Below are 24,690 nucleotides of genomic sequence, written 5' to 3'. Positions count from 1 at the left end.
CCGGCTGCTACCCAGCCTCGGTGGCCTTGCGCACCTCACGCACGAACTGCTGGGTTTTTTCGTCCAGGTCGTGTACAGCCCAGGGAATGGTTTTGGCCCCCGGCCAGCGCTCAAACAGGGTATTGAGCCATTGCAACAACAGGTCGGGGGTCATGGGCCCCGAGGACTGGTAGTGCGTGTCGGCGTTGCTTAGCGTCACCTTGCCCAGGGCCTCGTAGTGGCTGGGGGAGGTGTGCTTGACGATAATACGAAAAGTATCGCCCGATTCTTGCCCCACGCACTCGAGCACCTGATGCTCGGCCAGACTGTTGATTTTATGTAGCGTAATCATGCCCTTATGGTACGGGGCGGCAGGGCTGGTTTCCAGTGGCATTCGTCCAAGGCTCAAGCTAAAAATCAGGGGCTATCTTGCTAAGTTGCCTCATGGGAGGCTTCGCCCCCTGGCCTGTCCCAGCAATTTTGCGCTTCCCGTGGGAGCCCCTTTATCCCTTTACCACAATGTTGAGAAGTTTGCCCGGTACATAGATTTCCTTGACCACTTCCTTGCCCGCGATATGCTGCTGCACGTTGGGCAGCTCCCGTGCGGTGCGCTTAATTTCCTCTTCGCTGGCCTGGGTGCTGATGATGGCTTTGCCACGCAGCTTGCCGTTGACCTGCACTACCAGCTCGAAGCTATCGGCCACCAGGGCGCTTTCATCCAGGCGGGGCCAGGGGGCCTTGAACACCGAGTCGGTATAAAACTCGTGCCACAGCTCCTCGGCCAGGTGGGGGGCGAAGGGGGCCAGCATCTGGATGTAGCGCAGCACCGACTCGCGGAAGACTGAGGTTACCCCGTGCTCTTTGCGGTAGTCGCTCAGGGCGTTGAGCAGCTCCATCAGGGCGGCAATGGCGGTGTTGAAGCGCAGGGCCTCGAGGTCCTCGGTCACCTTCTTGATGGTCTGGTGCAGCTTCTGGTACAGGGCTTTGTGCGGGCCTTCCAGCGTGGCGGGCTCGAGCAGGTCGGGCTGGGCCTTCAGCTCCACCCGCTGCTCGGCCACCAGCCGGTACACTCGGTTCAGGTAGCGCCAGGCCCCCTGCACCCCCTCCTCGGTCCAGATCATCTCGTTCTCGGGCGGGGCGGCAAACAGGATGGTCACCCGGGCGATGTCGGCCCCCTGCTCCTTGACAAAAGGCCCCACCATCACCCCGTTGCCCAGGCTCTTGCTCATCACCGCCGGTTTCCAGAAGTAGGTTTTGCCCCCTTCTTCGCGCAGCTCGGCCCCGCTCTTCTGGGCTTCCTCGAGGGTGAGGCCCTGCTCGAGCTCGAGCTTGCTGCGCCGGGCGTCATCCAAAAAGTAAATGCGCCCTTCGCGAACCTCCACCTCGCCCACGTTGGTCCAGCCCATCACCATGCCCTGGGTGAAGAGGCCCTCGAAGGGCTCCTCGGCTTCTACCAGGCCCAGGTCGTGCAAGAACTTGGTGAAAAACCGGCTGTACAGGAGGTGCAGAATGGCGTGCTCGATACCGCCGATGTACTGATCCACCGGCATCCAGTAGTTGGCCTTCTCGGGGTCGAAGGGCGCGTGGGGGTTCTGGGCATCGGTGTAGCGCAGGAAGTACCAGGACGAATCGAAGAAGGTGTCCATGGTATCGGTGTCGCGCCGGGCCGGGCCGCCGCACTGGGGGCAGGTGCACTCGTAGAACTCGGGGTGCGCGGCCAGCGGGCTTTTGCCCTTGGGCCGGATGTCCTCCACGTCCTTCAGGGTGGGCAGCACCACCGGCAACTGCTCGTAGGGCACCGGCACGATGCCGCAGCTATCGCAGTGGATCATGGGAATGGGGGTGCCCCAGTAGCGCTGGCGGCTGATCAGCCAGTCGCGCAGGCGGTAGTTGACCTTGCCCTCGCCGATGCCCTTTTCCTCCATCCACTCGATGATCTTCTTCTTGGCCTCCTCCACGTGGAGGCCATTGAGGAAGCCGGAGTTGATGGCCGGGCCGTCCTCGGTGTAGGCCTTGCCCTGCCAGCCCGCGGGCGGCTCGACGGTGCGGATAATCTCCAGCCCAAACTTCTCGGCAAACTCCCAGTCGCGCTCGTCCTGGCCGGGCACGGCCATAATGGCCCCGGTGCCGTAGCCCGCGAGCACATAGTCGGCAATCCAGATGGGAATCTCCTTGCCGTTGGCCGGGTTGATGGCGTAGGCCCCGGTAAAAACCCCGGTCTTCTCGCGGTCTTCCATCTGCCGCTCGACCTCGCTCTTCATGCGGGCCGCTGCCACGTAGGCCTCCACGGCGGCTTTCTGTTCGGGCGTGGTGATGAGCGGTACCAGCTCGTGCTCGGGGGCCAGCACCATAAAGGTGGCCCCAAAGATGGTATCGGGGCGGGTCGAGAAGACCCGAATTTTGGCGGGGTGGCCCTTCACCTGGAAGTCGAACTCGGCCCCCTGGCTCTTGCCAATCCAGGCCCGCTGCATGGCCTTGACCTTCTCGGGCCAGCGGGGCAGCTTGTCCAGGTCGTTCAAAAGCCGCTCGGCGTAGTCGGTAATCTTGAGGTACCACTGCTCGAGCTCGCGCTTTTCCACCAGCGCCCCACTGCGCCAGCCGCGCCCGTCAATGACCTGCTCGTTGGCCAGCACGCTCTGCTCGACGGGATCCCAGTTGACCAGGCTTTTCTTACGGTAGACCAGGCCTTTCTCGTACATCTTGAGAAAGATCCACTGGTTCCACTTGTAGTACTCGGGCAGGCAGGTGGTAACCTCGCGGCTCCAGTCGTAGCGGATGCCCATCAGGGCCAGCGACTCCTTGGACTGCCTTATATTGCCAAAGGTCCAGTCGGCGGGGCTCACCCCGAACTTGAGGGCGGCGTTTTCGGCGGGCAGGCCAAAGGCGTCCCAGCCAAAGGGGTGCAGCACGCTGTAGCCCTGCTGTACCCGGAAGCGGGCCAGCGCATCGCCCATGGTGTAGTTCTTGAGGTGGCCCATGTGCAGGTCGCCGGAAGGGTAGGGGAACATCACCAGGATGTAGGCTTTTTTGTTGCCCTTACCCTCGGTGGCCTTCAGAAGTCCGATCTCTTCCCAGTATTGTTGCCATTTGGGCTCGAGCTCGTGGGGGTTGTATTTGTCGGTCGTGATCATGACGCCTCTCCGGTCTCCAACGGGTCATTGTATTGTGACCCGGACAAAAGGGGAACTGTCCTAAACTAAAAAACTCCCCTACGCGTAGGGGAGCCTCCTTAATCAGGGGTCTCCCTTAGGTCTGAACTAGCTGAACACAGCCCTGCATGACCTTATGCTAGCACACCCCCAGGAAACCCAGAAGAAACCGAGGGCTATCGAGTGACCTGGCCGAATACTGGGCCCCCACGGCGCTGCGTTAAAAGGGCCTCCCCGCTTGGGAGAGGCCCCAGATCCAGGACTTGTTTGATCAGGGCATCCGGGCCTGCACGCCGGGCTGCAAAAACTCGTTGGTGTAGAAGGTGCTGGCCGGCAGATCGGTCTTGATCCGGCCGGTGGATTTCAGCAGGTTGAGGCTGCTCACCCAGGCCTGGGGGTTGCTGAAACCCAGCCCATTCTGGCGGGTATAGGGCGACTCGTAGAGCCGGATGGAGGCTTGCAAAACGGCCATGCGCTCCTGGCCCAGGTTGGGTACGAAGCGCCGGGCGGCCTCGAAAGCCCGCTGGGGTTCGCGCAGGGTCAGGGCCAGGCCCTCCTGCGAGGCGGCCAGAAAGCGGCGCACGCGGTCGGGGTTTTCCAGCACCCGGTCGGTGGTGATGACGCCGTTGCCGGGGCTGCGGTTGTAGGGGCCGGCGGGTATCACGTTGAGTTTTACGCCTTTTTCACGCAGGAAGACCGGCTCGTTGTTGATAAAACCCATGGCCACATCCACCCGGCCCGAGACCACCGCCTCGGCCTGGGTAAAGCCGATTTGCAGAATTTTGACGTCGCTTTCCTTGAGGCCGGCAGCCCGCAGGATGGCCTGGAGCGAGGTTAGCGAGACCCCAAACATACCCGGCATGCCGATGGTTTTGCCCTTAAGGTCGCGCACCGAGCGGATGTTTTTCTCGGCCAGGGAAAACAGGGCATTGGGCACCGACTGGTACATGGCCATCACGTACTTGAAGGGGGTGACCTGGGGGTTCTGCGTGCGCAGTGCGATTACATCCTCGGCGTCCCCTACCACAAAGTCGAGCCGACCCTGGGCCAGCAGGGGATACAGCTCGCTCACGAAGCCGTGCTGAAACTCGACCTCGAGGCCCTGTCTGGCATACAGGCCCTCCACCACCGCTGCGTAAAACGGGGCAAACTGCACATCCGGGATATAACCCAGACCCACCCGCACCTTTTGGGTTTGGGCCATTCCGAGCGACAACAAGACCATTAGCAACAGTACAAGTTTGCGCATCTTCACTTCCTCAACACACCGTGCTACCTACAAAGCCGAAGCAGGCACGAACTGCGTCCGACCCAACCTTCTAACTGGCGTTGTGATGAGGATTTTAGGTGGTGTTACACATCCTGCTGCGCCCAGGCACAGGGGCACCTGGGCTTCACCCCTTCTCCCATCCGGACTGTTACCGTCGGCTTGCGATTTTCACGCAATCGGGCCTGGATGTACCGCTCGATTTCCAGGCTTCGCGGGCTGAGGCAGACCTGCCATCACCGCCGGTGGGGACTTGCACCCCGCCCTGAAGGAATCGGGCCATCTGGCCCAGGCCAAGTGTAGCGGGAAACCCGGCATTCGCAAAGTGGGTCAGGCCAATTTTTAGAGTGCCCGCTTGCAGTCTGCCCTTCGGGGCACGGTATGCTGAATCTATGCAGGCCCGGCATCTACCGTCCACCCCAGAAGAGCATCTCGAGCTGGAAAGCCCCCCCACGGTCATTCGGCTTTCTGGTCTCGGGGTTCAGTTCGATGGGCGCGAGGTGCTCAAGGGCGTAGACCTCGAGGTGCGGAAGGGCGAGTTTATCGCCATCATCGGGCCTTCCGGTGGGGGCAAGAGCACCCTTTTGCGGGTGATTGCGGGTTTGCAAAAAGCCCACCAGGGCCGGGTGGAGGTGGCGGGGCAGCCAGCCATGGTCTTCCAGGATTATCGGTTGTTGCCCTGGCGCACCGTGGAGCAGAACATCCGGCTTCCCATCGAGCTCACCGGGCGCGGAAAAATCGAGACCCATCTGGGCATGAAGCCCTACCTGAAGCTTTACCCCCACCAGCTTTCCGGTGGGATGAAGGCCCGGGTCGCCATCGCCCGTGCCCTGGCCCAGGAGGCCGAGGTGCTCCTGATGGACGAGCCCTTTGCGGCGCTGGATGCGTTGGTGCGGGAGCGCTTCAACCTCGAGCTCAAGCAACTGCACGAGCGCACCGGCAAAACCATTTTGTTTGTGACCCACAGCATCCGCGAGGCGGTATACCTGGCCGACCGGGTGGTGGTGCTGACCGGAGGCCGGATTGACACCATCCTGGAGACCAAAGACCAGGGCCGCATTACCGCTTTTACCGACGGCCTCGAGGCCGAGCTACGCGAGCGGCTGGGGGTGGTGGACTCCACCTTTATCGAGCCGCCGCCCAAGCCCCTGCGCCCGCCCTGGGAGATCTTCGGGGTGCTGGGCCTGGGTAGCCTGTTTTTCCTGATCTGGAGCCTTCTGGCCGCACGAATACCGCTGTTTGTCCCCTCCCCGGCGCAGGTGGGGCAGGCCATGGCGGCCAACTTCTCCTTGCTGCTGCAAAGCGCCTGGGCGACGCTCGAGGTGGCCTTCTTAGGCATCGCTGGCTCGCTTTTGCTGGGGCTGCCGCTGGGGTATGCCATGGGGCGCAGCCGGGCCCTGGAGCGGTTGTTTTCGCCTTTCATTGTGGCTTTGCAGGCGGTGCCCACCATCATCATCGCGCCCTTGCTGGTGATCTGGTTCGGTTATGGACTTAGCTCCAAGACCATCACCGTGATCCTCATCTCGATTTTTCCCGTTCTGGTGAGCACCATGGTGGGGGTGCGGGAGGTGGATCGGGTCTACCGCGAGGTCTTCCAGACCATGGGGGCGAGTGCCTGGGGGGTGTTTAGCAAGCTCGAGTTCCCCGGGGCTTTGCCAGTGGTGCTGGGGGGGCTGCGCCTCACGGTCTCGCTGGCCTTGATTGGGGCGGTGGTGGCCGAGTTCGTGTTTGGCGGGGCCGGCTTGGGCTACCTGGCCAACAGCGAGCGGCTCAACTTCCGCTACGCCAACGCCTTTGCTGCGGTGGGGGTTACGGTGGTGCTGGGCATTGCCCTGTACGGGCTGGTGGCCTGGCTGGAAAGCTACGTGCTGCGCTACCGGCGGCGCTAGGTTCGGCTTGCAAACCGGCGGGGTCTGGGTTGAGATAGTAGGGTGCGTCTGGAACTGGAAAGCCTGCTCGAGCTGGCCGATGAGGGGGTGCGGGCGCGGGGCGAGGCGCTTTTTTTGCGGGGGGCGGTGCTCGAGGCCGCCCGGAGCCGGGGCCGCCTGCAGGCGCGGGTACAGGGGAGCGCCCCTTTTCCTTACCGGGTCGAGATTAGCCTGGGCCAGGGCCGGTGGGCCTGTACCTGCCCCTATGCCTGGGGGCCGGTGTGCAAGCACGTGGTGGCGGTGGCCCTGGCCGCCTTAGAAGCCCCCGAGATCTTCACCCGCAAAAAGCTGGGCCGGCGCACACCCGTGAATCTGCAGCCGATGCTCGAGCTGTCCGACGACGAACTGCTGCGCTTCTTGTGGCAACTGGCCGAGGCGCGTCCCGAGCTTATGCATGAGTTTGCCTACAACCTGATGCAGCGCTTTGAGTGACAGCCATTGCCGAAAATTACAAAGGAAGCCAAGGTTGCTTAGTTCCAGTGCCCACCTTCTTGGAGGGCTCGGATAAACCACGCTGGAATCTGGTGCCCAAAGCGCTGGCCGGCAAAGTCCTGGGCGAAATCGCCGTAGTTACCGGCCTGGATAGCCGTGCGGGCGCTCTCCATCAGGCGGTGCAGGTAGCGCAGGTTGTGCAGCGAGATCATGCGGGGGGCCAGCATCTCCTCGGCCCGCACCAGATGGGCCAGGTAGGCCCGGCTGTAGTGGGTGCAGGCGTAGCAGTCGCACGTGGGGTCAATGGGGTGGGGGTCGTCGAGGTAGCGCGAGAGCTTGAGGTTGAGCCGCCCCTCGGGCACCAGGGCATAGCCAAAGCGCCCGGTGCGGGTGGGGTAGACGCAGTCGAACATATCCACCCCCAGCGCCACCGAGGCCACCAGATCCTCGGGGTGGCCCACCCCCATCAGGTAGCGGGGCTTGTGCTCGGGCAATAGCCGGGTGGAAAGCTCCACCGCCGGGTACATCCCCTCCTTGGGCTCCCCCACGGCCAGTCCGCCAATGGCGAAACCGGGGGTATCGAAGGCTACCGTGGCCTCGGCGCTGGCTTTACGCAGGGCCAGGTCAACCCCGCCCTGGGCAATGGCAAACAGGGCCTGGTCGGGCCGGGTTTTGGCCCTGAGGCAGCGCTCGAGCCAGCGCAGGGTGCGTTCGATGGAGGCCTTGAGGTACTCCGGGCTGGCCGGGTAGGGGGGGCACTCGTCGAAGGCCATGATGATATCGGCCCCCAGGGCTTCCTGCACCTGGATGCTGTACTCGGGGGTTAGCTCGATCAGGTCGCCGTTGAGGTGGCTGCGAAAGGTGACGCCCTGCTCGCTAATCTGGCGCAGGTCGCCCAGGCTCATCACCTGAAAACCGCCCGAGTCGGTGAGCCAGGGGCCGTCGTAGGCGGCGAATTTATGCAGCCCACCCAGGGCCCGCACCCGCTCGGGGCCGGGCCGCAGCAGCAGGTGGTAGGTGTTGCCCAGAATAATCTGTGAGCCGATCTCCTTAAGCTCGCGGGGGCTGATGCCCTTCACGCTGCCCTGGGTGCCAACTGGCATGAACAGGGGGGTTTGCACCACGCCGTGGGGGGTGTGAAAAAGCCCAGTGCGGGCCCGGCCGGACTGGGCGGTAATGGCGAACTCGAACACCTGGGTATTTTGGGGCCTGAAGGCGCAAAGTGCAAGCACACCCATCCCCACCCATGGCCGCGGGGGAGGGTTTTATCTTCAGTTGGCGGTGCAGGTGCTGGGGGCCTGGCAGCTAAAGATGCGGGCCTGTTCGATGCTGGGCCCGTTGTAGCTGGTCTCGAGCCCTTTCCCCAGCACCTTGAACCCGGCCTCGACCTTGCTCTGGCCGTTGATGCCGGTTTTGAGCCCGGCGGTGCCGTCGTTGCCGTTCAGGGTCAGGTTGATGAAAGGCTTGGCCTCGAGGCTGGGCCCGGCCACCCCATAGAACTTGATGTCCATGGCCAGCCCCGCGAAGGCATTGCCCGTGCCCTGCACCGGAACCGAGTAGTTGAAGGTGGGGTTGAGGGCAAAGCTGGCGGTAAAGGTGTTGTTCCATCCGCCGTTGGTGGTGCGGTTGCGGTTGTAGTCGAGCTGCAGGTTGGTGGTGAAGGTTGGGGCAATGCCCACTGTCACCGTCACCTTGCCCCCGGCGTTGCTGCTCACCCCGGCGATTAGCTTGGGCTGCAAGACCACCACCACCGGCACGCTGCCCACCAGAAAGGCCCGTTTGATGTTCCAGGAGGCCAGCTCCTTGTTCAGGCTAGAATCTACAAACCACCTTACCCAAATCAGGCACTGCAGTTATGTTTAGAGCATGAACCGCCGTGCTTACCCATCGGACGTCCGTGATGAGGAATGGGCTCTGGTGCTGCCCTATTTGACCCTCGCCCCGCTGGAAGCACCCCAGCGCAAGTACGACCTGCGCGAAGTGTTCAACGCCCTGCGCTGGATGGTTCGAACCGGTGCTCAGTGGGACTACCTGCCCCACGACTTCCCACCCCCCCATATCGTTCAGGCGCAAGCCTACCGCTGGATGAACCGGGGGGTCTTCGAAGACCTGGTACACGACCTGCGCATGACCCTGCGAATGCTCCAGGGCAAAGCCGCCCATCCCAGCGCTGCCATTACGATGCTCGCACCCTACAGTCCACCCCGCAAAGTGGGGAGCGGGCCGGATACGATGGGTACAAACGACGCAAGGGAAGCAAAGTTCACCTGGCGGTAGATACCCTGGGGCATCTGCTGGCCCTGGTAGTAACGGCGGCCAGTGAACAGGAACGGGCCCAGGTGGGAGCCCTCAGTCAACAGGTGCAGGAAGTGACGGGGGAGCAGGTGGAAGTGGCCTTTGTGGATCAGGGTTACACTGGGAGGAAGCGGCACAAGCGGCAGAGGCGGAAGGCATCGCCCTGTGTGTGGTCAAGGTGGAAGGGGCCAAACGAGGATTCGTGCTGCTGCCGAAGCGTTGGGTGGTGGAACGTTCGTTTGCCTGGACATCCCGGTTTCGCAGGCTGGCGCGAGGACTATGAGCGGCTGGCTGAGACCTTGCGAGGTTGGCACTGGTTGGCTTTTTCGATTCTGATGACAGCGAAAACTGTGGAGCTTTTACGAACAGCTAGTTAGCAGGCTCTAAAGGGGCTGTAGCTGGCGTTGGCCTGGATGGTGGCGGTAATGGAGGACTTGAGCGTGCCGCTCAGGCCGGCCTTGAACACCTCGATGCTGCCGCTGCTAACCTTGAGGTTGAAGCTGGGTTTGAGGGTCTGCTCGATAAACCCGTTGAGGGTGATGCTCCCGCCGGGCACGCCCGGAATATCGAACTTGACATTGGTCAGCTTGATGCGTCCGGTGAAGTCCTGCACGCTCACGCCATCCAGGGCCTGCACCATGTTGGCCTCGCCGATGGTGAGGTCGGTCTCGAGGGTCACATCGCCCGAAGCAATGGCATCCTCGAGGCTCGCTTCCTCGGTTTTGAGGTAGAACTTTCGCACCGCCTGACCATTGACCTGACCTGTGGCTGTCTGCGTTACCTCGGTGATTTTGCGCACCAAGCCCTCGCCCTCGTCACTGATAACAATTTGACCAGCGGTCAGATCTTTATCGGTTGTTTGCACACTCATATCCGTAGCGGTCGCCGAATCCACCTCATCATCCGAAAGCACCACCGCATTGGGATTCAAGTCCAGGCTGTTTTTGGGTGCAGCAGGGCCGCAAGCCACCAGCAGGGGCACGGCCAGGGGTAGCAAAAAGAGCGCTTTCATTGGGGTACCGCCTCCATCCAGGTCTCGGCCACGTCGCGCACTGTAGCACCGCTCAGGTAGGCCTGGGTGTGCTGGTTGAAGGCCTCGTTGCTGAGTTTGCCCCTAAAAAGCTCCCGGTTGGTGCCGGGCGTATTGGTATACAAGAGCCGGAAGCGCGAAGGCCCCAGGGGCGGCACCACCAGGTAGGTGGCCTGGCCCTGGGCGTTGCGGTCGGTGGCCAGGGGGAAGGTGTGGCGGCCTGCGGGCAACTGCACGTTGCGCTCGAGCACCACCGTCGTTCCGTCGCTGTCCATGGTCACCAGGGTCACGTAGCCCGGCTGGCTCAGGGTAAAGCTAAAAAACACCCGCTCGCGCAGTTTGTACTTGCCGCCCTCGCCCCGGTCGGGGGTAAACTCGCCGATGATAGGCTGCAAGCCCCATTCCCGGCGCTGGTTGTCGCTTATTCCAATCTGGGGCGCACAGCCCACGAGCAGTAGCAAGACCAATGAAAGTCCCAGAAATCTCATCCCCAGAGTCTACCCTTTACTTCCTGAGAACATCTCAGAGGACTGGATTAAGACAGGCTTTAGGGAAGATACTGGGCAGGGTGGAACGCTACCTGCTGGTCATGCTGGGCGGGGCTATCGGGGCCATGCTGCGCTATGGGCTGGGGGCCTGGGTGCAGGGCCTCTTGGGGCCGGGGTTTCCCTGGAGCACTTTTTTGATCAACATCACCGGCAGCTTTCTGATTGGGCTGGTGCTGCGCCTGAGCCTCGAGGGGGCCCTGAGCCCGGAGTGGCGGCTTTTTCTGGCGGTGGGGGTGCTGGGCGGCTACACCACCTTCTCCACCTTTAGCTGGGAGACCCTGACCCTGGTGCAGCAGGGGGAGTGGCTCAAAGCCTTTTTATATGTGGCCGGCAGTGTGGTGCTGGGGTTTGTCTTGGTCTGGCTGGCCTACCGCTGGGCCGGGAGGTGGGTATGAAGCTACAGGGCGAAGCCAAACTGGTACGCATTTTTCTGGGCGAGTCGGACAAGTGGCAGGGGCGGCCCCTCTACGAAGCGATTGTGCTCGAGGCCAAAAAAGCCGGCCTGGCCGGTGCCACCGTGTTCCGGGGCTTCATGGGCTTTGGAGCCCACTCCCGCATCCACACCGCCAAAATCCTCCAGCTATCCGAAGACCTGCCCATCTGCATCGAAATTGTAGACAGCGAAGAGAAAATCCAGGGCTTTTTGCCTACCCTCGACCAGATGGTGCAGGAAGGCCTAATCACCATGGAAAAGGTCGAGGTGATTCGCTACCGCTCCCGCTAGGCATTGTACGTTTGCTTACGGGGCTGGGGCTCGAGCCAGGCTAGGCTAAAGCCATGTTCGGTAACTTTTTCAAGCCTAAGGCAGTGGATCAACATCGGGTGCCCCCTGGCCAGGTGCTCACCGAAAAATTCCCGGTTCTCACCTACGGCCCCACCCCTACCGTGCGCTCAGAAGAGCTAAAGTTTGAAATCAAAGGCCAGGTTGAGGCGCCCAGAACCCTGAGCTGGGTCGAGCTGATGGCCCTGCCCCAGTCCAACCTGACCGCCGACTTCCACTGCGTGACCCGCTGGAGCAAGCTGGACGTGCAGTGGAGCGGCGTCCGGGTGCCCGACTTAATGCAGCAGGTTCAGCTCAAGCCGCAGGCCAGGGCGGTGCTGGTGCACTGCTACGGGGGCTACACCACCAACCTGAGCCTCGATGACTTTTTGCGCGCAGAGAATATCCTGGCCCATACCCTGTTCGGCCAGCCCCTCCCGCGGGATCACGGCGGCCCTTTGCGCCTGGTGGTGCCGCACCTGTACGCCTGGAAGAGCGCCAAGTGGGTGCGGGGTTTGGAGTTTTTGGACAGGGAGGAACTGGGGTTCTGGGAGGTCAACGGCTACCACCGCCGGGGCGACCCCTGGAAAGAAGAACGCTTTAGCGACTAGGCGCCCCCTGGTCTTTGGGGGTCTGGGCATTTGAAGTACCTTTAAGTCAGGGCCAGTTGGGTATAAAATGCCCCAGTGGACTGGACAAACTGGCTCATCCTGTTGCTGGCTTACTTGTTTGGTGCGATCCCTGCAGGCGCATGGGTGGCCCGCCTCTACGGGATAGACATTCAGAAAGTGGGCTCCGGAAATACCGGCGCCACCAACATCCTGCGTACCCTCGGGGCAGGCCCGGCGCTGGTGGTGGCAGCCTTCGATGTGCTCAAAGGTGGAATCGCGGTGTGGCTGGCCCGGCTGGTGGGCATTGAAGGCTATTTGCTGGGCGGGGTGGCCCTGGCGGCGGTGCTAGGCCACAACTACTCGGTTTTCCTGCGTTTTACCGGGGGTAAAGGAGTGGCGACTAGCTTTGGCACGCTTTTGTTCCTGGATCCCGTACTGGCCCTCCTCACTTTTCCAGTAGGCGTGGCAACCATGGGACTTACCCGCTTCGTATCGGCGGGTAGCATGATTGGCGCGCTTACATCAACCGTTTTGGCGGTGGCCCTGGGCCGGCCCATGTGGGAGATTCTGACGGTAGCGGTGCTGGCGGCGCTGGTTTTCTGGACCCACCGCGAGAATATCAAGCGTCTGCAAGAAGGCAACGAGCGCCGCCTAGGAGAGAAGGCCAAGGTTTCGGACGACGCCGTTACGTCTTAGCGGGCTTTACGTGCCAATTATGTATGAGGAACCTCGAGCTTCCTCTAAACTGGAGGGGTGCAGGGGCAACCTTTAACCGTCGCTAAAGCCGGAAGACGGGCGGCTTACTTTTGGACAGTTGTCCTGGCCATACCGGTGCTTTTTTTGATTTGGCTGATGCGGCCCGAGGAAGGTTTTATCCGCTGGTTGTACCCGGCTTTTATCCTGATGAGCGTGAGCTGGGCCTGGCGGTTGTATCGAGGGGCCCATCTGGGTCGTATAGAGCGCGAGACTATTGCCACGGTAACGCTTTTTTTTACCATCAAGCTGGCCTATTCCCTGTTCTGGGGCGACCTCGAGCAGAACTGGGTCGAGATCGAGAGCACCTACTGGGTCATGGCGTTTGTCATGGTTTTGCTCTACATCGTCTTTGATGCCCGGACGGGGTTGGTGTATAGCCTGGCCCTGGCCGTGGTGACCCTGATCCTGGGCCTGCTGCGCCTGGGAGGTGAGTTGGCCCAGGGCCTGTACAGAACCGAGTTTCTGGCCTTTGTGCGCTCGGAAATGCGGCTTTTTGCGATGGCAGGTCTGCTGTATGCCCTGGCTATCGTCAAGGACCAGCTTGTCCTGGCCAACCGGCAGGTGGAAGAGATGCACGCCCTGGCCCGCACCGACCCCCTGACCGGGCTGCCCAACCGCCTGGCCCTGAGCGAGCTATTAGAGGAAGCCTCGCAGCATATGCATGGTTTGTATTTGGTGCTACTGGATATCGACCGCTTCAAGCAGGTCAACGACCGCTTTGGTCATGCAGCCGGCGACGAGGTGCTCAGGGAGGTGCCCCGTCGCCTGCGGGTTTCCATGCGCAAGGAGGATGTGCTCGGACGCTGGGGGGGCGAGGAGTTCATGATCTTGATGCGCGGTGAGAACCAGCAGGATGTGCTGGCAGCGGTGGAGCGCTTACGGGAAGACATCTCCTTCTGGCCGTTTAAACTGGTGGGCCCGGTTTCGGCGAGCTTTGGGGTGGCCGAAGGGCATATAGGCGACAGCATTCACGCTCTGGTAGAGCGGGCCGATAGGGCCCTGTACGAGGCCAAGCGCCTGGGCCGCAACCGGGTTGAGATGAGCCTGGTCTAGGGTTCGTTCGAGGCTATCTCATTCCCTGGTATCGGTGTTTGAGGCCCCACCTGGTACACTGCCCGCCAGGGGCGGAAGTTGGAGTTGAGTACGTCCACCTCCACCCGCCCATCGGAGCGGGTGATGGTGCGGGTGATGCGGGTGCGGAAGCCATCCACGGCCCAGTCCACCTGCTTAATCTGCCCGGGGCGCAGGCTGGGATCTACGATGTACTGCGGAGGTGGGTGGGGGGTGCGGGCCAGGATGACGGGCTTGGAGACCACCACCTTGCGGCCGTCGGGAAGGCCGTATAGCTGCACTGTGAGGCTGGATCGGGTAAACGTGGTACGCACAACCAACGGGCCGGGGGTGTCGTTGCTGGCCCGAAGGTTCAGGTAGGGCTGGTACACTGCGGCGTCGTAGCCCACGATGGGGTCGTACCAGCGCACCCGGTAGGCGTGCTGATTGCGCTCGAGGATGGGCAGCCCGGCCTGGTACAAAGCCCGGAAGGCTGTGGTGGAGACCTGGCAGACCCCACCTCCCACCCCCTTGACGGTGCGGCCTTCGGAGATGACCAAAGCCTCCTTGAAGCCGTTTTCGGGGCTGATGCTGCCGATAGCGTCGTTGAAATTGAAGATGCCTCCCGCGGGCACCACATAGCCGTCGAGGTTGCGGGCGGCGGCGTGTACGTTGGCAATACGCTCGGGGCTCGAGCCGCCGTAGTGCGTGGTGGCTTCAGCCAGGAGCTGAAGATTCTCGGCTTTCGGCAAATCGGCGGCCCGCACCTGGGCGGCTTTGGGTACTACGGTCAGGTAGAACTCGCTCAGGTCGGGTCGCAGAAGCGCTAACTCGAGGCGTTTGCGGCTCTCGAGCTGGTTCATCTTCCAGCCATTGACCTCGGGCCGTACCGCGAGCTGACCTTCGGGGCCCAGGGTATAGCGGGCATCCAGGGGTAGGCGGTCGTGGCGGGCGGCAATTTGGGCCAGAATTTTGCTCAGGGCTTTGGAATCGACCCCGATTTCTTCTCCAACCTGCAACAACGAGGCCACCTCAGCCACAGTTAAGGTGCGCGTGTACACCTTTCTTTTGCCAGCGGGGGGAGCTTCGGTATACACCAGGGTAATGGGCCGCAGGAGTTCGTTGGCCTTGCGGGCCACGGGCTCGAGCATGGCGGCGGTAACGCGGGGGGTGATGGCTTTAGGGAAAAACTCGAGCACGGTCTGCTCGGGATATTTGATATAGGTCTCGATGGCGGTCTGGATATCCAGCTTCAAACCGGCCTTTTCGGGTGTGACGGTGTACTGCCCGTCCTTGAACACCACCCTGGCGTTGATGGGGGCGTACTCGAGAGACTGGGCGATTGCTTGCAACCGCTTCTCTAGCGCGACCGGGTCTACGCTGGGAACCAAAGGAATTTGGATCTGTCCGCGCAGGGCGGCGATACGCTCGGCCAAACGGTTGCGGCCTATCGCAAAGGCGCGCTCGGCGGTGGCCCTGGCGTCGGGTTTCCAGCCCAGCTCGCTGGCCGAGACCTCGAGGGCCTTGTCCCCCGCCTTGAGGGTGAGCCGGGGTGGGGCGATGTTTTGTGTTTCTGCGGCAATTCTGGCGGTGGCCTCCTCCAGGGTCAGGCCCCCAACCCTGACCCCGGCGGCCTCGACGCCCGCAAACACCCGGTTGTGGTGGTAGCGCTCGAATCCAGCCCAGCCCAGTACCAACCCGGTAAAAATGCCCAAGCCAATCAGCAAGCCCCGTCTCATTGGGTTTGAGTATAGCCGCCCTATGTTGGCCGGATGTGAAGGGAGTAACCCAATCGGTATGGACAAGTCTTAATAACCTCCCAGGTAGCCGGGCCGGGCCCCTGCTTGAGCCGCCTTCCAAAGCGGGATAGGATGCCTTCTATGCTGCTATACGGGCGCGTTGAAACCATGACCGAGGCCGGCCGGGCCGAAGCGGTGTACCTGGAGGGTGAGCGCATCGCCGATGTGGGCAGTCTGCAAGACCTGAGCGCGCGGTATCCCGGTGCTAAAAAGCAATTTTTCGAGCAGATCACCCCGGGTCTGCACGAAGCCCACGCCCACCCGCAGATGTGGGGCCTGCAACTCGACAGCCTGGATCTGGAGGGGCTGACCGACCCCCAGGCGGTGGCGCAGCAGGTGGCCGAGAAGGCCCGCACCCTGCCCCCCGGTAACTGGATTCGCGGGGGTGGCTATCTTTTTCGGGCCTATCCCACCCGTGAACTGCTGGATGCGGCAGCCCCCCACCACCCCGTCTTCCTGCAAAGCCGCGACCGGCACTCGGGCTGGGCCAACACCACAGCCCTCGAGCAGGCCGGTATTACCGCCCAGACCCCCGATCCGCCCGGTGGGGTTGTGGTGCGTGATGCCCAGGGCCAGCCTACCGGCTACCTGCTGGAAGCCGCCCAGGAGCTTGTGCAGCAGGTGATGCCAAAACCCGGCCCGGCCGAACTCGAGCGCGGCCTCCATGACCTGGCCCGCCGGGGCTACACCGCCGTGCACCATATGGGCTGGTGCCACTTTAGCCTGGCCGAACAACTGGCCGAATCGGGCCGGCTGCCGGTGCGGTTGTGGTGGGCCCTGGATCGTGACCACTGGCGGGAAGCCCGGCCCGGCTGGCGGGGCGACAGCCTGGAGATCGCCGCGGTCAAGTTTTTTGCCGATGGGGCCCTGGGCAGCCGCACGGCCTGGATGGTGGAGCCCTACCCCGACGGCTCGCACGGGCTGGCGCTCGATGCCCTCGAGCTCATCCTGAGCGAAGGGCGCGCAGCCCTGAAGGTCGGCCTGGGCCTGGTGGTGCACGCCATTGGAACCCGGGCGGTGCAGGGGGTCTTGGAGGTGTTCCACCAACTGCAACCTGTCTCCAGGCGCATCTTTCGGCTCGAGCACGCCCAGCACGTGCGCGATGCCGAGCTGGCCCGGCTGTCCGGCCTCAAGCTGGCCCTCTCTATGCAGCCCATGCACCTGTTGGGCGACGCCGAGCTGGTGCGGTTTCACCTGAAGGGCCAGGAGCACGAGGCCTTCCGCCTGCGCGACCTCTGGAACACCGGCCTGCCCATGGCCTTTGGCTCGGATGCCCCGGTGATGAAACCGCTTTACGAACTGAACCTCCAGGCCGCCACCCAGCACCCCCTGAACCCGGCCCAGAGCCTGACCCCGGCCGAGGTTTTGTGGGCCCACACCAGGGGGGCGGCGCTGGCGGCGGGCTGGCCCCAGTACGGCCAGATTCGCCCACAGGCCCCCGCCGACCTGACCCTGTGGGAAAACGGGCGTCCTGTTGGGCGGGTGTTTAGGGGCGGCCTCGAGCTTTAGGAGAAGGCCCATGCGCTACGTCCTGGGTATCGACGGCGGGGCCAGCAGCGGTAAATGGGCGGTGCTGGATGAGGCAGGCCGACTGGTGGCCCAGGGCCGGACAGCCCCCATCGTGGGCCATCTGCTGGACGAAAAAGTAAAGGCCCAGACGCTGGCCGCGCTGGATGCGCTACTTTGGCAGAGCCGGCCCTACGCGCCGGTGGCGGTGGTGGCGGGCATCACCGGCCTGGATGCGGGCAGCCTCGAGGCCCAGCAGCTCGGTGCATATATCCAGCAAGCCCTGGGGCTTCCGCAAAACCGGGTGCGTGTCCTTAACGATATGGACCTGGCTTACCGGGCCCACTTCGCCCCTGGGGAGGGGATTGTGGTCTATGCCGGAACCGGCTCGGTGGCCTACAGCATTGCCCAGGAGGGCACGGTCTACCGTGCGGGCGGGCACGGTTTTCTGATTGGGGACGAGGGGGCCGGGTTCTGCATAGGGAAAACCGCGCTGCGCCAGGTGTTGCGCTGGCACGATATGGGATTGGATACTGCTTCGTACCCGCTGGCCCGGCACCTGTATAGAGCGCTGGGGGGCCGCGACTGGCCGCACATTCGCGCGTATGTGTACGGGGGTGGGCGGCAGGCCGTGGCCGCGCTGGCCCCGGCGGTGGGCCGGGCGGCCCTCGAGGGCGACCAGGCCGCAACCCAGATCTTGCTTCAGGCCGGGCGTGCGCTGGCCGACCTGGCCCTGACCCTGCGCCAGCGGCTGGGGCCCCTGCCGGTGGTGCTGTGCGGGGGGGCCTTGCAGGTGAGCCCGCTCATCGAGCAAGGAGCCCGCGAATTACTGGAGCTGACCGTTCAACACGCCTCGAGCGCCGAGGCTGCGGCCCGCATGGCCCTGGAACTGCTCAGGACGGGGGTTTCCCATTAGAATCGCAGGAGCAGTCATGAGTAAACCGCATCTGACCACCGAGCAGATCAGCGAGGCCTTTCGCGACCTCGAGACCCGTCCTACCCCAGCGATCCTGCAGGCCCTGGTGGAGGATCAGCTCCGGGCGGTGGAGGCCGTGCGGCGGGCCATACCCCAGTTGGTGGACGCAGTTGAACAAGCGGCCGAACGCATGAGAGTGGGCGGCCGCCTGATTTACGTGGGCGCCGGCACCAGCGGACGCCTGGGGCAGCTCGATGCCTCCGAACTGCCCCCCACCTTTTCCTGGCCAAGGGAGCGGGCGGTGGCCTGCATCGCAGGAGGTCGGGAAGCCCTGTGGCGAGCGGTGGAGGGCGCGGAGGACGATTTCGAGGCTGGAAAGCGCGACCTGCTGGCCCTGCAACCCACACGCCACGATGTGGTGATCGCGATTGCGGCTTCCGGCACCACCCCCTACCCGCTGGGGGCGGTGGCGGCTGCTCGGGAGGTGGGGGCCCTGACCATCGGCCTGGCCAACAACCCCGAGACGCCGCTGGTGCAACAGAGCCAGATAGGAATTGTGCTCGAGACCGGCCCTGAGGTGATCTCGGGTTCAACCCGCCTCAAGGCCGGTACCGCGCAAAAAATCGCCCTCAACGCCTTTTCCAGCGCCCTGATGGTGCGACTGGGCAAGGTGTATGGCAACCTGATGGTGGATGTGCAGGCCACCAACGCCAAGCTGCTGGCGCGGGCGGTGCGCCTGACCGTGGCGGCCACAGGGGCCTCCGAGGCCCAGGCCAAAGCGGCGCTGGAAGCCTGCGATTACCGCGTCAAGACCGCCATTGTGATGATCAAAAAAAGCCTGGATGCCCCGGCAGCCCAGGCCTTGCTCGAGCGCGTAGGGGGGAGTGTGCGGCAGGCCCTGGCGGCGCGATCTTAGCGCTTTGCCTGGCGCAGCAGGAATTGCTCCAGGGCCTGCCCGGCGTTGCGCACGTGGGTGCGCATGGCGGCCTCGGCGGCCTGGGGGTCTTTGTCTCGCACCGCTTGCAAAATGGCCTGGTGTTCGGCCCGCGACTGTGGCAGGCGCCCGGGAATGGCCGCCGAGCTGTTGATGAGCATGCGAATCTGGCCGTCTATGGTCTCGGCGGTGGCCAGCAGGCGTTTGCTGCCAGCGGCTTCCCAGAAGGTGCGGTGGAAGGCCAGGTCGAGGTCGCCATAGGCCTCTATATCCCCTTGCTCTGCCGCTTCGCGCTGCTTTTCGAAGAGTCGCTCGAGCTTCCGCAACAGCGCCCTTCCGTCGTTTTCTACGGCCAGCCGGGCCGCCAGCCCCTCCAGCACCTCGCGCAGGCTGTAGATTTCGCGCACGTCCTCGAGGCTCGGTTCCAGCACAAAGTAGCCCCGGTGCGGCACCGCCACCACCAGCCCTTCCCGCTCCAGCGCGGCTAAGGCCTCCTTGACCGGGGTGGGGGAGAGGCCCAGCTCCTCGGCCAGCACCCGCACCACCAGCTTCTGGCCGGGGGGAATTTTGCGCCCCAGAATGGCCTGCCTGAGCGCCTTGTAGGCTTCGCGGTTCAGGGTGGTGCGGTTCAGGGTCATTCTTAGCCTCTCATACGCATTCCGGCTGTATCGTTCACTTTTGAAAGTCTAAACGATACTGCCGGAATGCACTCCTACTCCCTTCGGTCGGCTTGAACCCCTCACCTTTGATTACACCCAAAGGTGAAGGGTTCAAGCGGAACCGGTATCAGTTTAGCACATTGACCATAAAAGATTTTAGATATAAAATCTTGCAGAAATCAAAGGAGGGTTTAGGTGGCACACAGGGCCTTAGCGCATAAAAGCACCGATGATGTAGCGGTCGCAGTGGCCGACTTAAAAGCCGGCGAGGAGCTGGTCATTCACAGCCTCGAGGGCGGAAAAGCCCACAAGGTCAAACTGCTGGAGGATGTCCCCCTCGGGCACAAAATCGCCCTCAAGGACATGCCCGAGGGCCATGTGGTTATCGAGTACGGCGAAAAGGTGGGCCGCATGACCCAGCCCGTCAAAAAAGGTGGTTATGTACACGTGCACAACATCCGCACCCTGCGCTGGGATTACGGAAGCAAGAGCAAGGGCCAAAAGCCCAAAGCCAAAGGGGGCCGGTGATGCCTAGGAAAGCAGCTTCCAAAGGCCAGCAACTGACCGGCTACCGCCGCCCGAACGGGGCGGTGGGGGTGCGCAACCACGTGCTCATCCTGCCGGTGGACGACCTTTCCAACGCCGCTGCCGAGGGGGTGGCCCGGCTCATCCACGGAACCACCGCCCTGCCCCACCCTTATGGGCGCTTGCAGTTTGGCGCCGACCTCGAGCTCACCTTCCGCACCCTTTCGGGCCACGGGGCCAACCCCAACGTGCACGGGGTGGTGGTGATCGGCATCGAGCCCAAATGGACCGACCGGGTGGCCTCGGCCATCGCCAAGACCGGCAAACCGGTGGAGACCTTCTCCATCGAGCGCCACGGCGACCTCAACGTAATCAACGCGGCCAGCCGGGTGGCCTACCAGATGGCACAGGATGCCTCCGAGCTCAAGCGCGAGCCCATCCAGGTCTCGGAGCTGGTGCTCTCCATCAAGTGCGGCGAGTCCGACCCCACCTTAGGGCTGGCTGGCAACAAAGCCCAGGGCCGGGCTGTAGACCGACTGGTGGATATGGGGGCCTCGGTCATCTTTGGCGAGACCTCCGAGCTCACCGGCGGCGAACACCTGATCGCCAACCGCTGCGCCACGCCCGCCCTCAAGCGCAAATTCATGCAGATCTACAACGACTACATCCGCATGATTGAGGCCCAGGGCGTCGACCTACTGGGCTCCCAGCCCACCGAGGGCAATATCCGCGGCGGCCTCTCCACCATCGAGGAAAAAGCCCTGGGCAATATCCAGAAAACCGGCACCCGCCCCATCCAGGCGGTGCTCGACTACGCCGAGCCGGTCAAGCCGGGCCAGGGCCTGGTCTTCATGAACAGCTCTTCCGCCGGGGCCGAGCAGGTGACGCTGTGCGCGGCGGGGGGCAGCGTGCTGCACTTCTTCACCACCGGGCAGGGCAACATCGTGGGGCACCCCCTGATTCCGGTCATCAAGGTCTCGCCCAACCCCATCACCTGCAGCACCATGAGCGAGCACATCGACGTCAAACTGCCGGATCTGCTGGTGGGCGATATCGGCCTCGACCAGGCCGCCGACCGCATCCTCGAGGTCTTCGCCCGCACCGTCAACGGCCGCCTGACCGCTGCCGAGCTCCTGCGGCACAACGAGTTCGTGATTACCAAGCTGTACCCCAGCGCCTGAACCATGATTGTGGTTTGTGAGTTCATCACACCCAGCGGCCTGCAGCGCCTGCAGCGAAGCGGCCTCGAGGTGCACTACGACCCCAACCTATGGAAAGACCGCGAAGCCCTCAAGGCCCGGCTGGCCGGGGCCACCGCGCTGATTGTGCGCAACCAGACCCAGGTCAACGCCGAGTTGCTGGCCGCCGCGCCCCAGCTGCGGGTGGTAGGGCGGCTGGGGGTGGGCCTGGACAACATCGTGCAGCCCGACCTGAAGGCCGCCGGGGTTCAGCTCTACTTTGCCAGGGGCATCAACGCCAATGGCGTCGCCGAGTATGTAATGGCCGCCATGCTGCACCTGGCCCGCAACATCGCAGGTGCGGCGGCCCATGTGGCGGAGGGCGGCTGGAACCGCGCGACCTTTGGGGGGTTCGAGCTCTCGGGCAAGACCCTGGGCCTGGTGGGCCTGGGCGAGGTGGGGCTCAGGGTAGCCCGGCGGGCCCGGGCCTTTGGCATGCGGGTGGTGGCCTCCGACCCCGTGCGCCTGCCCTGGGAGAGCGCGGTGGAAGACCTGGAGATCGAGCTGGTCTCGACCCCGGAGGTGCTGCGGCGGGCCCAGTTCCTCTCGCTGCACGCCCCGCTGACCCCCGAGACCAAAGAACTGATCCGGGCCGAGACCCTGGCCGCCATGCCCCGGGGCAGCTTTCTCATCAACACCGCCCGCGGCGAGCTGGTGCACCAGGCCGACCTGGTGGCGGCCCTGCGCTCGGGCCACCTGGCCGGGGCGGTGCTGGACGTGGTAGACCCTGAGCCCCTGCCCCCTGAACACCTGCTGCGGGGTGTGGAGAACCTGTGGATAACCCCCCATGTGGCCGGCCTGACCGCCGAGGCCCAGGAAGCGGTGGGCCTGCGGGTGGCCGAGGGGGTTTTGAACCTCCTGGGGGTGGCATGAGGGTTCCCTATCCCGTACTCAAGCAGGCGGTCTCGAGCCACTTCCAGGGCCTGGGGCTGGCCCCGGATCAGGCTGAGGCCTTCACCGAGGTGATCCTCGAGGCCGAGCTCGAGGGCAACCTGGGGCACGGCCTGACCCGGATTGCCCAGTACACCGCCCAGCTACAAGCCGGCGGGCTCAACCCCCGGCCGCAGATGCGTTTGGAACGAACCAAACCCGGCGTTGCGGTTCTCCATGCCGATGGCGCACCGGGGCCGGTGGCCGGCCTTTTTGCAGTGCAGGCACTGGCCCCGATGGCCAGGGAGCAGGGGAGCGCCGCGCTGGCCGTGCGGGGCGCGGGGCATTCCGGGGTGCTCTCGGCTTACGTGGGCCGGCTGGCCCAAGAGGGCCTGGTGGCCCTGGCCTTTGCCAACACCCCCCCGGCCATTGCCCCGGGGCCGGTGCTGGGCACCAACCCCATCGCCCTGGGTGCGCCAGCCGAGCCCCAGCCGGTCATCATTGATACCTCCATCTCGGTGGTGGCGCGGGGCAAGATCATCGCCGCGGCTAAAAAGGGCGAGCCCATCCCACCGGGCTGGGCGCTCGACAAGGAGGGCCAGCCCACCACCGACGCCCAAGCCGCGCTGGAAGGCTCACTGCTGCCGATTGGCGAGGGTAAGGGGTTTGCGCTGGCGGTGCTGGTGGAGGTGTTGGCCGGGGCCCTGGCGGGCGACGTCCTCTCGCCCGAGCTACCCCTGCCCTGGATGCCCCCGGAGCAGGCCGCCAAGCCGGGGCTGCTGCTGCTGGCCTTCGACCCCGCTGCCTTTGGCACAGGCTACGGGGGCCGGGTGGCCCAGCTCATCGAGGCTCTTAAAGCGGCCGGAGGCCGGATTCCCGGTGCACGCCGGGCCGCTTTACGAGAAAAAGCACTCACCGAAGGCGTGGAGGTTAACGCGACGCTTCAGGCCGAACTCGGTAAACTAGGCTTGCATCTACAAGGAGGAGGGACAAGATGAAGAAGTTGTTTTGGCTACTCGTCGCTGTGCTGGTGATGTCTACTGCGCTGGCGCAGCAAACCCGCTTGCGGGTGTTCGTGGGGGGGCAGCAGCGCCCCGATATCATGCGCAAAATTCTGGACACCTACCAGCAGCGCAACCCAGGGGTGCGGGTGGAGATCGAGGTGGGCGGGGCCACTTCCGATCAGCAGCAGCAGTACCTCACCACCGTGCTGGCCTCGCGCGACCCCTCGATTGACGTGATTCTGATCGACGTCATCCGGCCGGCCCAGTATGCGGCGGCCAAATGGGCCGATACCCTGGATAAGTACCTGCCCGCGGCCTCTCGCCAGGCCCTGTTGCGCCAGTACCTGCCGGCCTATGCCCAGGCCAACGTGATTAACGGGCAGCTCATTGCCCTGCCCAGCTTTGCTGATGCCCAGTTCCTCTACTACCGTAAAGACCTGCTGGAAAAGTACAACCTGAAGCCGCCCACCACCTGGGACGAGGTAATCCAGCAGGCGCAGACCATCCTGCGTGGGGAAAACAACCCCAACCTGAACGGGGTGGGCTTCATGGGCAACATCTCCGAGGGCACCGTGTGCAGCTTCCTGCTACCCATCTGGGCGGCAGGCGGGGATGTCAACGATAGCGCGGGCCGGCTAATCCTGACCGAGGCCCAGGCCCGCAACTCGTTGCAGTTCTGGCTGGACATGATGGACAAGCACCGGGTCTCGCCGCCCAACATGGCTGAGAAAGCCCAGGACACCATCCGTCAGGAGATGCAGGCCGGGCGCTGGATTTTCGGCACCCTGTTCGCCTATGCCTGGGCTCGCTTCCAAAACGATGCCGATAGCCAGGTCAAGGGCAAGATTGGTGTAGTGCCGCTGCCCAAGTTCGAGGGTGGACGTCCAGCGAGCTGCTTGGGCGGCTGGCAGTGGACCATCTCCGACTTCAGCCGCAACAAGGCCCAGGCCTACCGCCTGGTGCGCTACCTCTCGAGCCCCGAGGTCTCCAAGATTCTGGCCATCGAGGCCTCCAACCTACCGGTCTTCCCCTCGCTGTACCGCGACCCCGACGTGCTAAAAGCCAACCCCTGGTTTGCCGATGCCCTGCCGGTGGTGCAGAGCGCCCGGGCCCGCCCGGTGAACCCGCGCTACCCCGAGGTGGCGGATGTGATGCGTAAGGCCCTCAACGCCGTGCTGGCCCGTACCAAGACCCCCGAAGTGGCCGCCAAAGAAGTGATAGACGGCCTGCGGGCGCTCTACCCAAGATAAACCTCCTGGGGGTGGTGGCCCCGGCTGCCACCCCCACTTTTACTTTGGAGCGGCGCGAGCGGTTCTGGGAAAGAGCCCAGCCATCTTCAATGGTTAGAAGGCTTTGCTGAAAAGATTTTTACTGCCAGCTCGAGGGACAAAAAATGGAGGGAGCCGCGATTCAGTAAATGAAGTGCGGTTTAGA

The 24,690-nt window shown here is 63.6% G+C and carries 24 protein-coding genes, 1 pseudogene and 1 riboswitch; of the genes and pseudogenes, 16 read left to right on the top strand and 9 right to left on the bottom strand.

Annotation, left to right across the window (positions count from 1 at the left end; all coding sequences use genetic code 11):
* Positions 1 to 7 precede the first annotated feature (7 nt).
* From Q0X18_RS10180 to Q0X18_RS10170, 3 genes are all read right to left on the bottom strand, one after another.
* Entirely contained in the window at positions 8 to 331 is a 324-nt protein-coding gene (locus Q0X18_RS10180; protein ID WP_297561845.1) for a hypothetical protein, read from the bottom strand.
* A gap of 151 nt (positions 332 to 482) precedes the next feature.
* Positions 483 to 3,110 carry a leucine--tRNA ligase gene (gene leuS / locus Q0X18_RS10175; protein WP_297561842.1) on the bottom strand — a complete coding sequence of 876 codons (2,628 nt, stop codon included), beginning with the start codon at positions 3,108 to 3,110 and terminating at the stop codon, positions 483 to 485.
* 289 nt (positions 3,111 to 3,399) lie between these two features.
* Positions 3,400 to 4,377 (bottom strand): ABC transporter substrate-binding protein, encoded by a 978-nt coding sequence (locus Q0X18_RS10170; protein ID WP_297561839.1) that lies wholly within the window; start codon positions 4,375 to 4,377, stop codon positions 3,400 to 3,402.
* Between the two features lie 145 nt (positions 4,378 to 4,522).
* Positions 4,523 to 4,672: riboswitch (FMN riboswitch) on the bottom strand.
* Positions 4,673 to 4,787: 115 nt separating this feature from the next.
* Here Q0X18_RS10170 and Q0X18_RS10165 point away from each other — a divergent pair.
* Both Q0X18_RS10165 and Q0X18_RS10160 read left to right on the top strand, forming a co-directional pair.
* On the top strand, positions 4,788 to 6,284 hold the full coding sequence (locus Q0X18_RS10165; protein WP_297561835.1) for an ABC transporter permease subunit: 1,497 nt from the start codon (positions 4,788 to 4,790) through the stop codon (positions 6,282 to 6,284).
* 42 nt (positions 6,285 to 6,326) lie between these two features.
* Positions 6,327 to 6,755 carry an SWIM zinc finger domain-containing protein gene (locus Q0X18_RS10160; protein WP_297561832.1) on the top strand — a complete coding sequence of 143 codons (429 nt, stop codon included), beginning with the start codon at positions 6,327 to 6,329 and terminating at the stop codon, positions 6,753 to 6,755.
* Positions 6,756 to 6,793: 38 nt separating this feature from the next.
* Here the strand turns inward: Q0X18_RS10160 and tgt are convergent, their stop codons facing one another.
* Together tgt and Q0X18_RS10150 are read right to left on the bottom strand one after the other, a co-directional pair.
* The gene (gene tgt, locus Q0X18_RS10155; RefSeq protein ID WP_297561825.1) at positions 6,794 to 7,948 is read right to left on the bottom strand and encodes a tRNA guanosine(34) transglycosylase Tgt; all 1,155 of its coding nucleotides are present in this window, start codon (positions 7,946 to 7,948) and stop codon (positions 6,794 to 6,796) included.
* 78 nt (positions 7,949 to 8,026) lie between these two features.
* Entirely contained in the window at positions 8,027 to 8,512 is a 486-nt protein-coding gene (locus Q0X18_RS10150; RefSeq protein WP_297561823.1) for a hypothetical protein, read from the bottom strand.
* A gap of 109 nt (positions 8,513 to 8,621) precedes the next feature.
* Between Q0X18_RS10150 and Q0X18_RS10145 the strand changes: the two are divergent.
* Positions 8,622 to 9,427: pseudogene (locus Q0X18_RS10145) on the top strand (IS5 family transposase).
* On the opposite strand, the gene Q0X18_RS10140 reads toward Q0X18_RS10145, so the two are convergent.
* Positions 9,424 to 10,062 (bottom strand): hypothetical protein, encoded by a 639-nt coding sequence (locus Q0X18_RS10140; RefSeq protein ID WP_297561820.1) that lies wholly within the window; start codon positions 10,060 to 10,062, stop codon positions 9,424 to 9,426. The pseudogene Q0X18_RS10145 and the gene Q0X18_RS10140 sit on opposite strands and share 4 nt — an antisense overlap.
* A complete protein-coding gene (locus Q0X18_RS10135) occupies positions 10,059 to 10,568 on the bottom strand; it encodes a DUF4384 domain-containing protein (protein ID WP_297561817.1) in 510 nt (169 codons plus the stop codon). Before Q0X18_RS10135 ends, Q0X18_RS10140 begins: the two co-directional genes overlap by 4 nt.
* 80 nt (positions 10,569 to 10,648) lie before the next feature.
* Here Q0X18_RS10135 and crcB point away from each other — a divergent pair, with 80 nt between their 5' ends.
* The 5 genes from crcB to Q0X18_RS10110 all read left to right on the top strand — a co-directional run bounded on the left by crcB (position 10,649) and on the right by Q0X18_RS10110 (position 13,808).
* The gene (gene crcB / locus Q0X18_RS10130) at positions 10,649 to 11,023 is read left to right on the top strand and encodes a fluoride efflux transporter CrcB (protein WP_297561814.1); all 375 of its coding nucleotides are present in this window, start codon (positions 10,649 to 10,651) and stop codon (positions 11,021 to 11,023) included.
* The gene (locus Q0X18_RS10125) at positions 11,020 to 11,352 is read left to right on the top strand and encodes a DUF190 domain-containing protein (RefSeq protein ID WP_013014721.1); all 333 of its coding nucleotides are present in this window, start codon (positions 11,020 to 11,022) and stop codon (positions 11,350 to 11,352) included. The genes crcB and Q0X18_RS10125 overlap by 4 nt, the downstream gene beginning before the upstream one ends.
* Positions 11,353 to 11,405: 53 nt before the next feature.
* The gene (locus tag Q0X18_RS10120; protein ID WP_297561811.1) at positions 11,406 to 11,999 is read left to right on the top strand and encodes a sulfite oxidase-like oxidoreductase; all 594 of its coding nucleotides are present in this window, start codon (positions 11,406 to 11,408) and stop codon (positions 11,997 to 11,999) included.
* A 75-nt stretch (positions 12,000 to 12,074) separates the two neighbouring features.
* A complete protein-coding gene (gene plsY, locus Q0X18_RS10115; protein WP_297561809.1) occupies positions 12,075 to 12,695 on the top strand; it encodes a glycerol-3-phosphate 1-O-acyltransferase PlsY in 621 nt (206 codons plus the stop codon).
* A gap of 135 nt (positions 12,696 to 12,830) precedes the next feature.
* A complete protein-coding gene (locus Q0X18_RS10110) occupies positions 12,831 to 13,808 on the top strand; it encodes a diguanylate cyclase (RefSeq protein WP_297561804.1) in 978 nt (325 codons plus the stop codon).
* Here Q0X18_RS10110 and Q0X18_RS10105 read toward each other — a convergent pair.
* Positions 13,805 to 15,544, bottom strand: a complete 1,740-nt coding sequence (locus tag Q0X18_RS10105; protein WP_297561802.1) for a VanW family protein — start codon at positions 15,542 to 15,544, stop codon at positions 13,805 to 13,807. The two genes, Q0X18_RS10110 and Q0X18_RS10105, sit on opposite strands and share 4 nt — an antisense overlap.
* Positions 15,545 to 15,685: 141 nt before the next feature.
* On the opposite strand from Q0X18_RS10105, the gene Q0X18_RS10100 reads away from it, so the two are divergent.
* From Q0X18_RS10100 to murQ, 3 genes are read left to right on the top strand one after another with little or no spacing between them, the layout of a single operon-like run.
* On the top strand, positions 15,686 to 17,113 hold the full coding sequence (locus tag Q0X18_RS10100) for an amidohydrolase (protein ID WP_297561799.1): 1,428 nt from the start codon (positions 15,686 to 15,688) through the stop codon (positions 17,111 to 17,113).
* Positions 17,114 to 17,123: 10 nt separating this feature from the next.
* On the top strand, positions 17,124 to 18,026 hold the full coding sequence (locus Q0X18_RS10095) for an N-acetylglucosamine kinase (protein WP_297561796.1): 903 nt from the start codon (positions 17,124 to 17,126) through the stop codon (positions 18,024 to 18,026).
* Between the two features lie 16 nt (positions 18,027 to 18,042).
* Positions 18,043 to 18,942: an N-acetylmuramic acid 6-phosphate etherase gene (gene murQ, locus Q0X18_RS10090; RefSeq protein WP_297561793.1), complete on the top strand. Its 900-nt coding sequence runs from the start codon at positions 18,043 to 18,045 to the stop codon at positions 18,940 to 18,942.
* On the opposite strand, the gene Q0X18_RS10085 is transcribed toward murQ, so the two are convergent.
* A complete protein-coding gene (locus tag Q0X18_RS10085; protein ID WP_297561790.1) occupies positions 18,939 to 19,598 on the bottom strand; it encodes a GntR family transcriptional regulator in 660 nt (219 codons plus the stop codon). The genes murQ and Q0X18_RS10085 overlap by 4 nt on opposite strands.
* 216 nt (positions 19,599 to 19,814) lie before the next feature.
* On the opposite strand from Q0X18_RS10085, the gene Q0X18_RS10080 reads away from it, so the two are divergent.
* From Q0X18_RS10080 to Q0X18_RS10060, 5 genes are read left to right on the top strand one after another with little or no spacing between them, the layout of a single operon-like run.
* Positions 19,815 to 20,147 (top strand): UxaA family hydrolase, encoded by a 333-nt coding sequence (locus Q0X18_RS10080; RefSeq protein WP_297561786.1) that lies wholly within the window; start codon positions 19,815 to 19,817, stop codon positions 20,145 to 20,147.
* Positions 20,147 to 21,325: a UxaA family hydrolase gene (locus Q0X18_RS10075; RefSeq protein WP_297561783.1), complete on the top strand. Its 1,179-nt coding sequence runs from the start codon at positions 20,147 to 20,149 to the stop codon at positions 21,323 to 21,325. Before Q0X18_RS10080 ends, Q0X18_RS10075 begins: the two co-directional genes overlap by 1 nt.
* A gap of 3 nt (positions 21,326 to 21,328) precedes the next feature.
* Positions 21,329 to 22,255 (top strand): hydroxyacid dehydrogenase, encoded by a 927-nt coding sequence (locus tag Q0X18_RS10070; RefSeq protein WP_297561780.1) that lies wholly within the window; start codon positions 21,329 to 21,331, stop codon positions 22,253 to 22,255.
* Positions 22,252 to 23,250: an Ldh family oxidoreductase gene (locus Q0X18_RS10065; protein ID WP_297561778.1), complete on the top strand. Its 999-nt coding sequence runs from the start codon at positions 22,252 to 22,254 to the stop codon at positions 23,248 to 23,250. Before Q0X18_RS10070 ends, Q0X18_RS10065 begins: the two co-directional genes overlap by 4 nt.
* Entirely contained in the window at positions 23,247 to 24,506 is a 1,260-nt protein-coding gene (locus tag Q0X18_RS10060; RefSeq protein ID WP_297561775.1) for an ABC transporter substrate-binding protein, read from the top strand. The genes Q0X18_RS10065 and Q0X18_RS10060 overlap by 4 nt, the downstream gene beginning before the upstream one ends.
* The last annotated feature ends 184 nt before the right edge of the window (positions 24,507 to 24,690 follow it).

Origin of the sequence: Meiothermus sp. (assembly GCF_026004075.1) — a bacterium.
GTDB lineage: Bacteria > Deinococcota > Deinococci > Deinococcales > Thermaceae > Meiothermus.
This window is presented reverse-complemented; position numbering and strand designations above follow the sequence as displayed.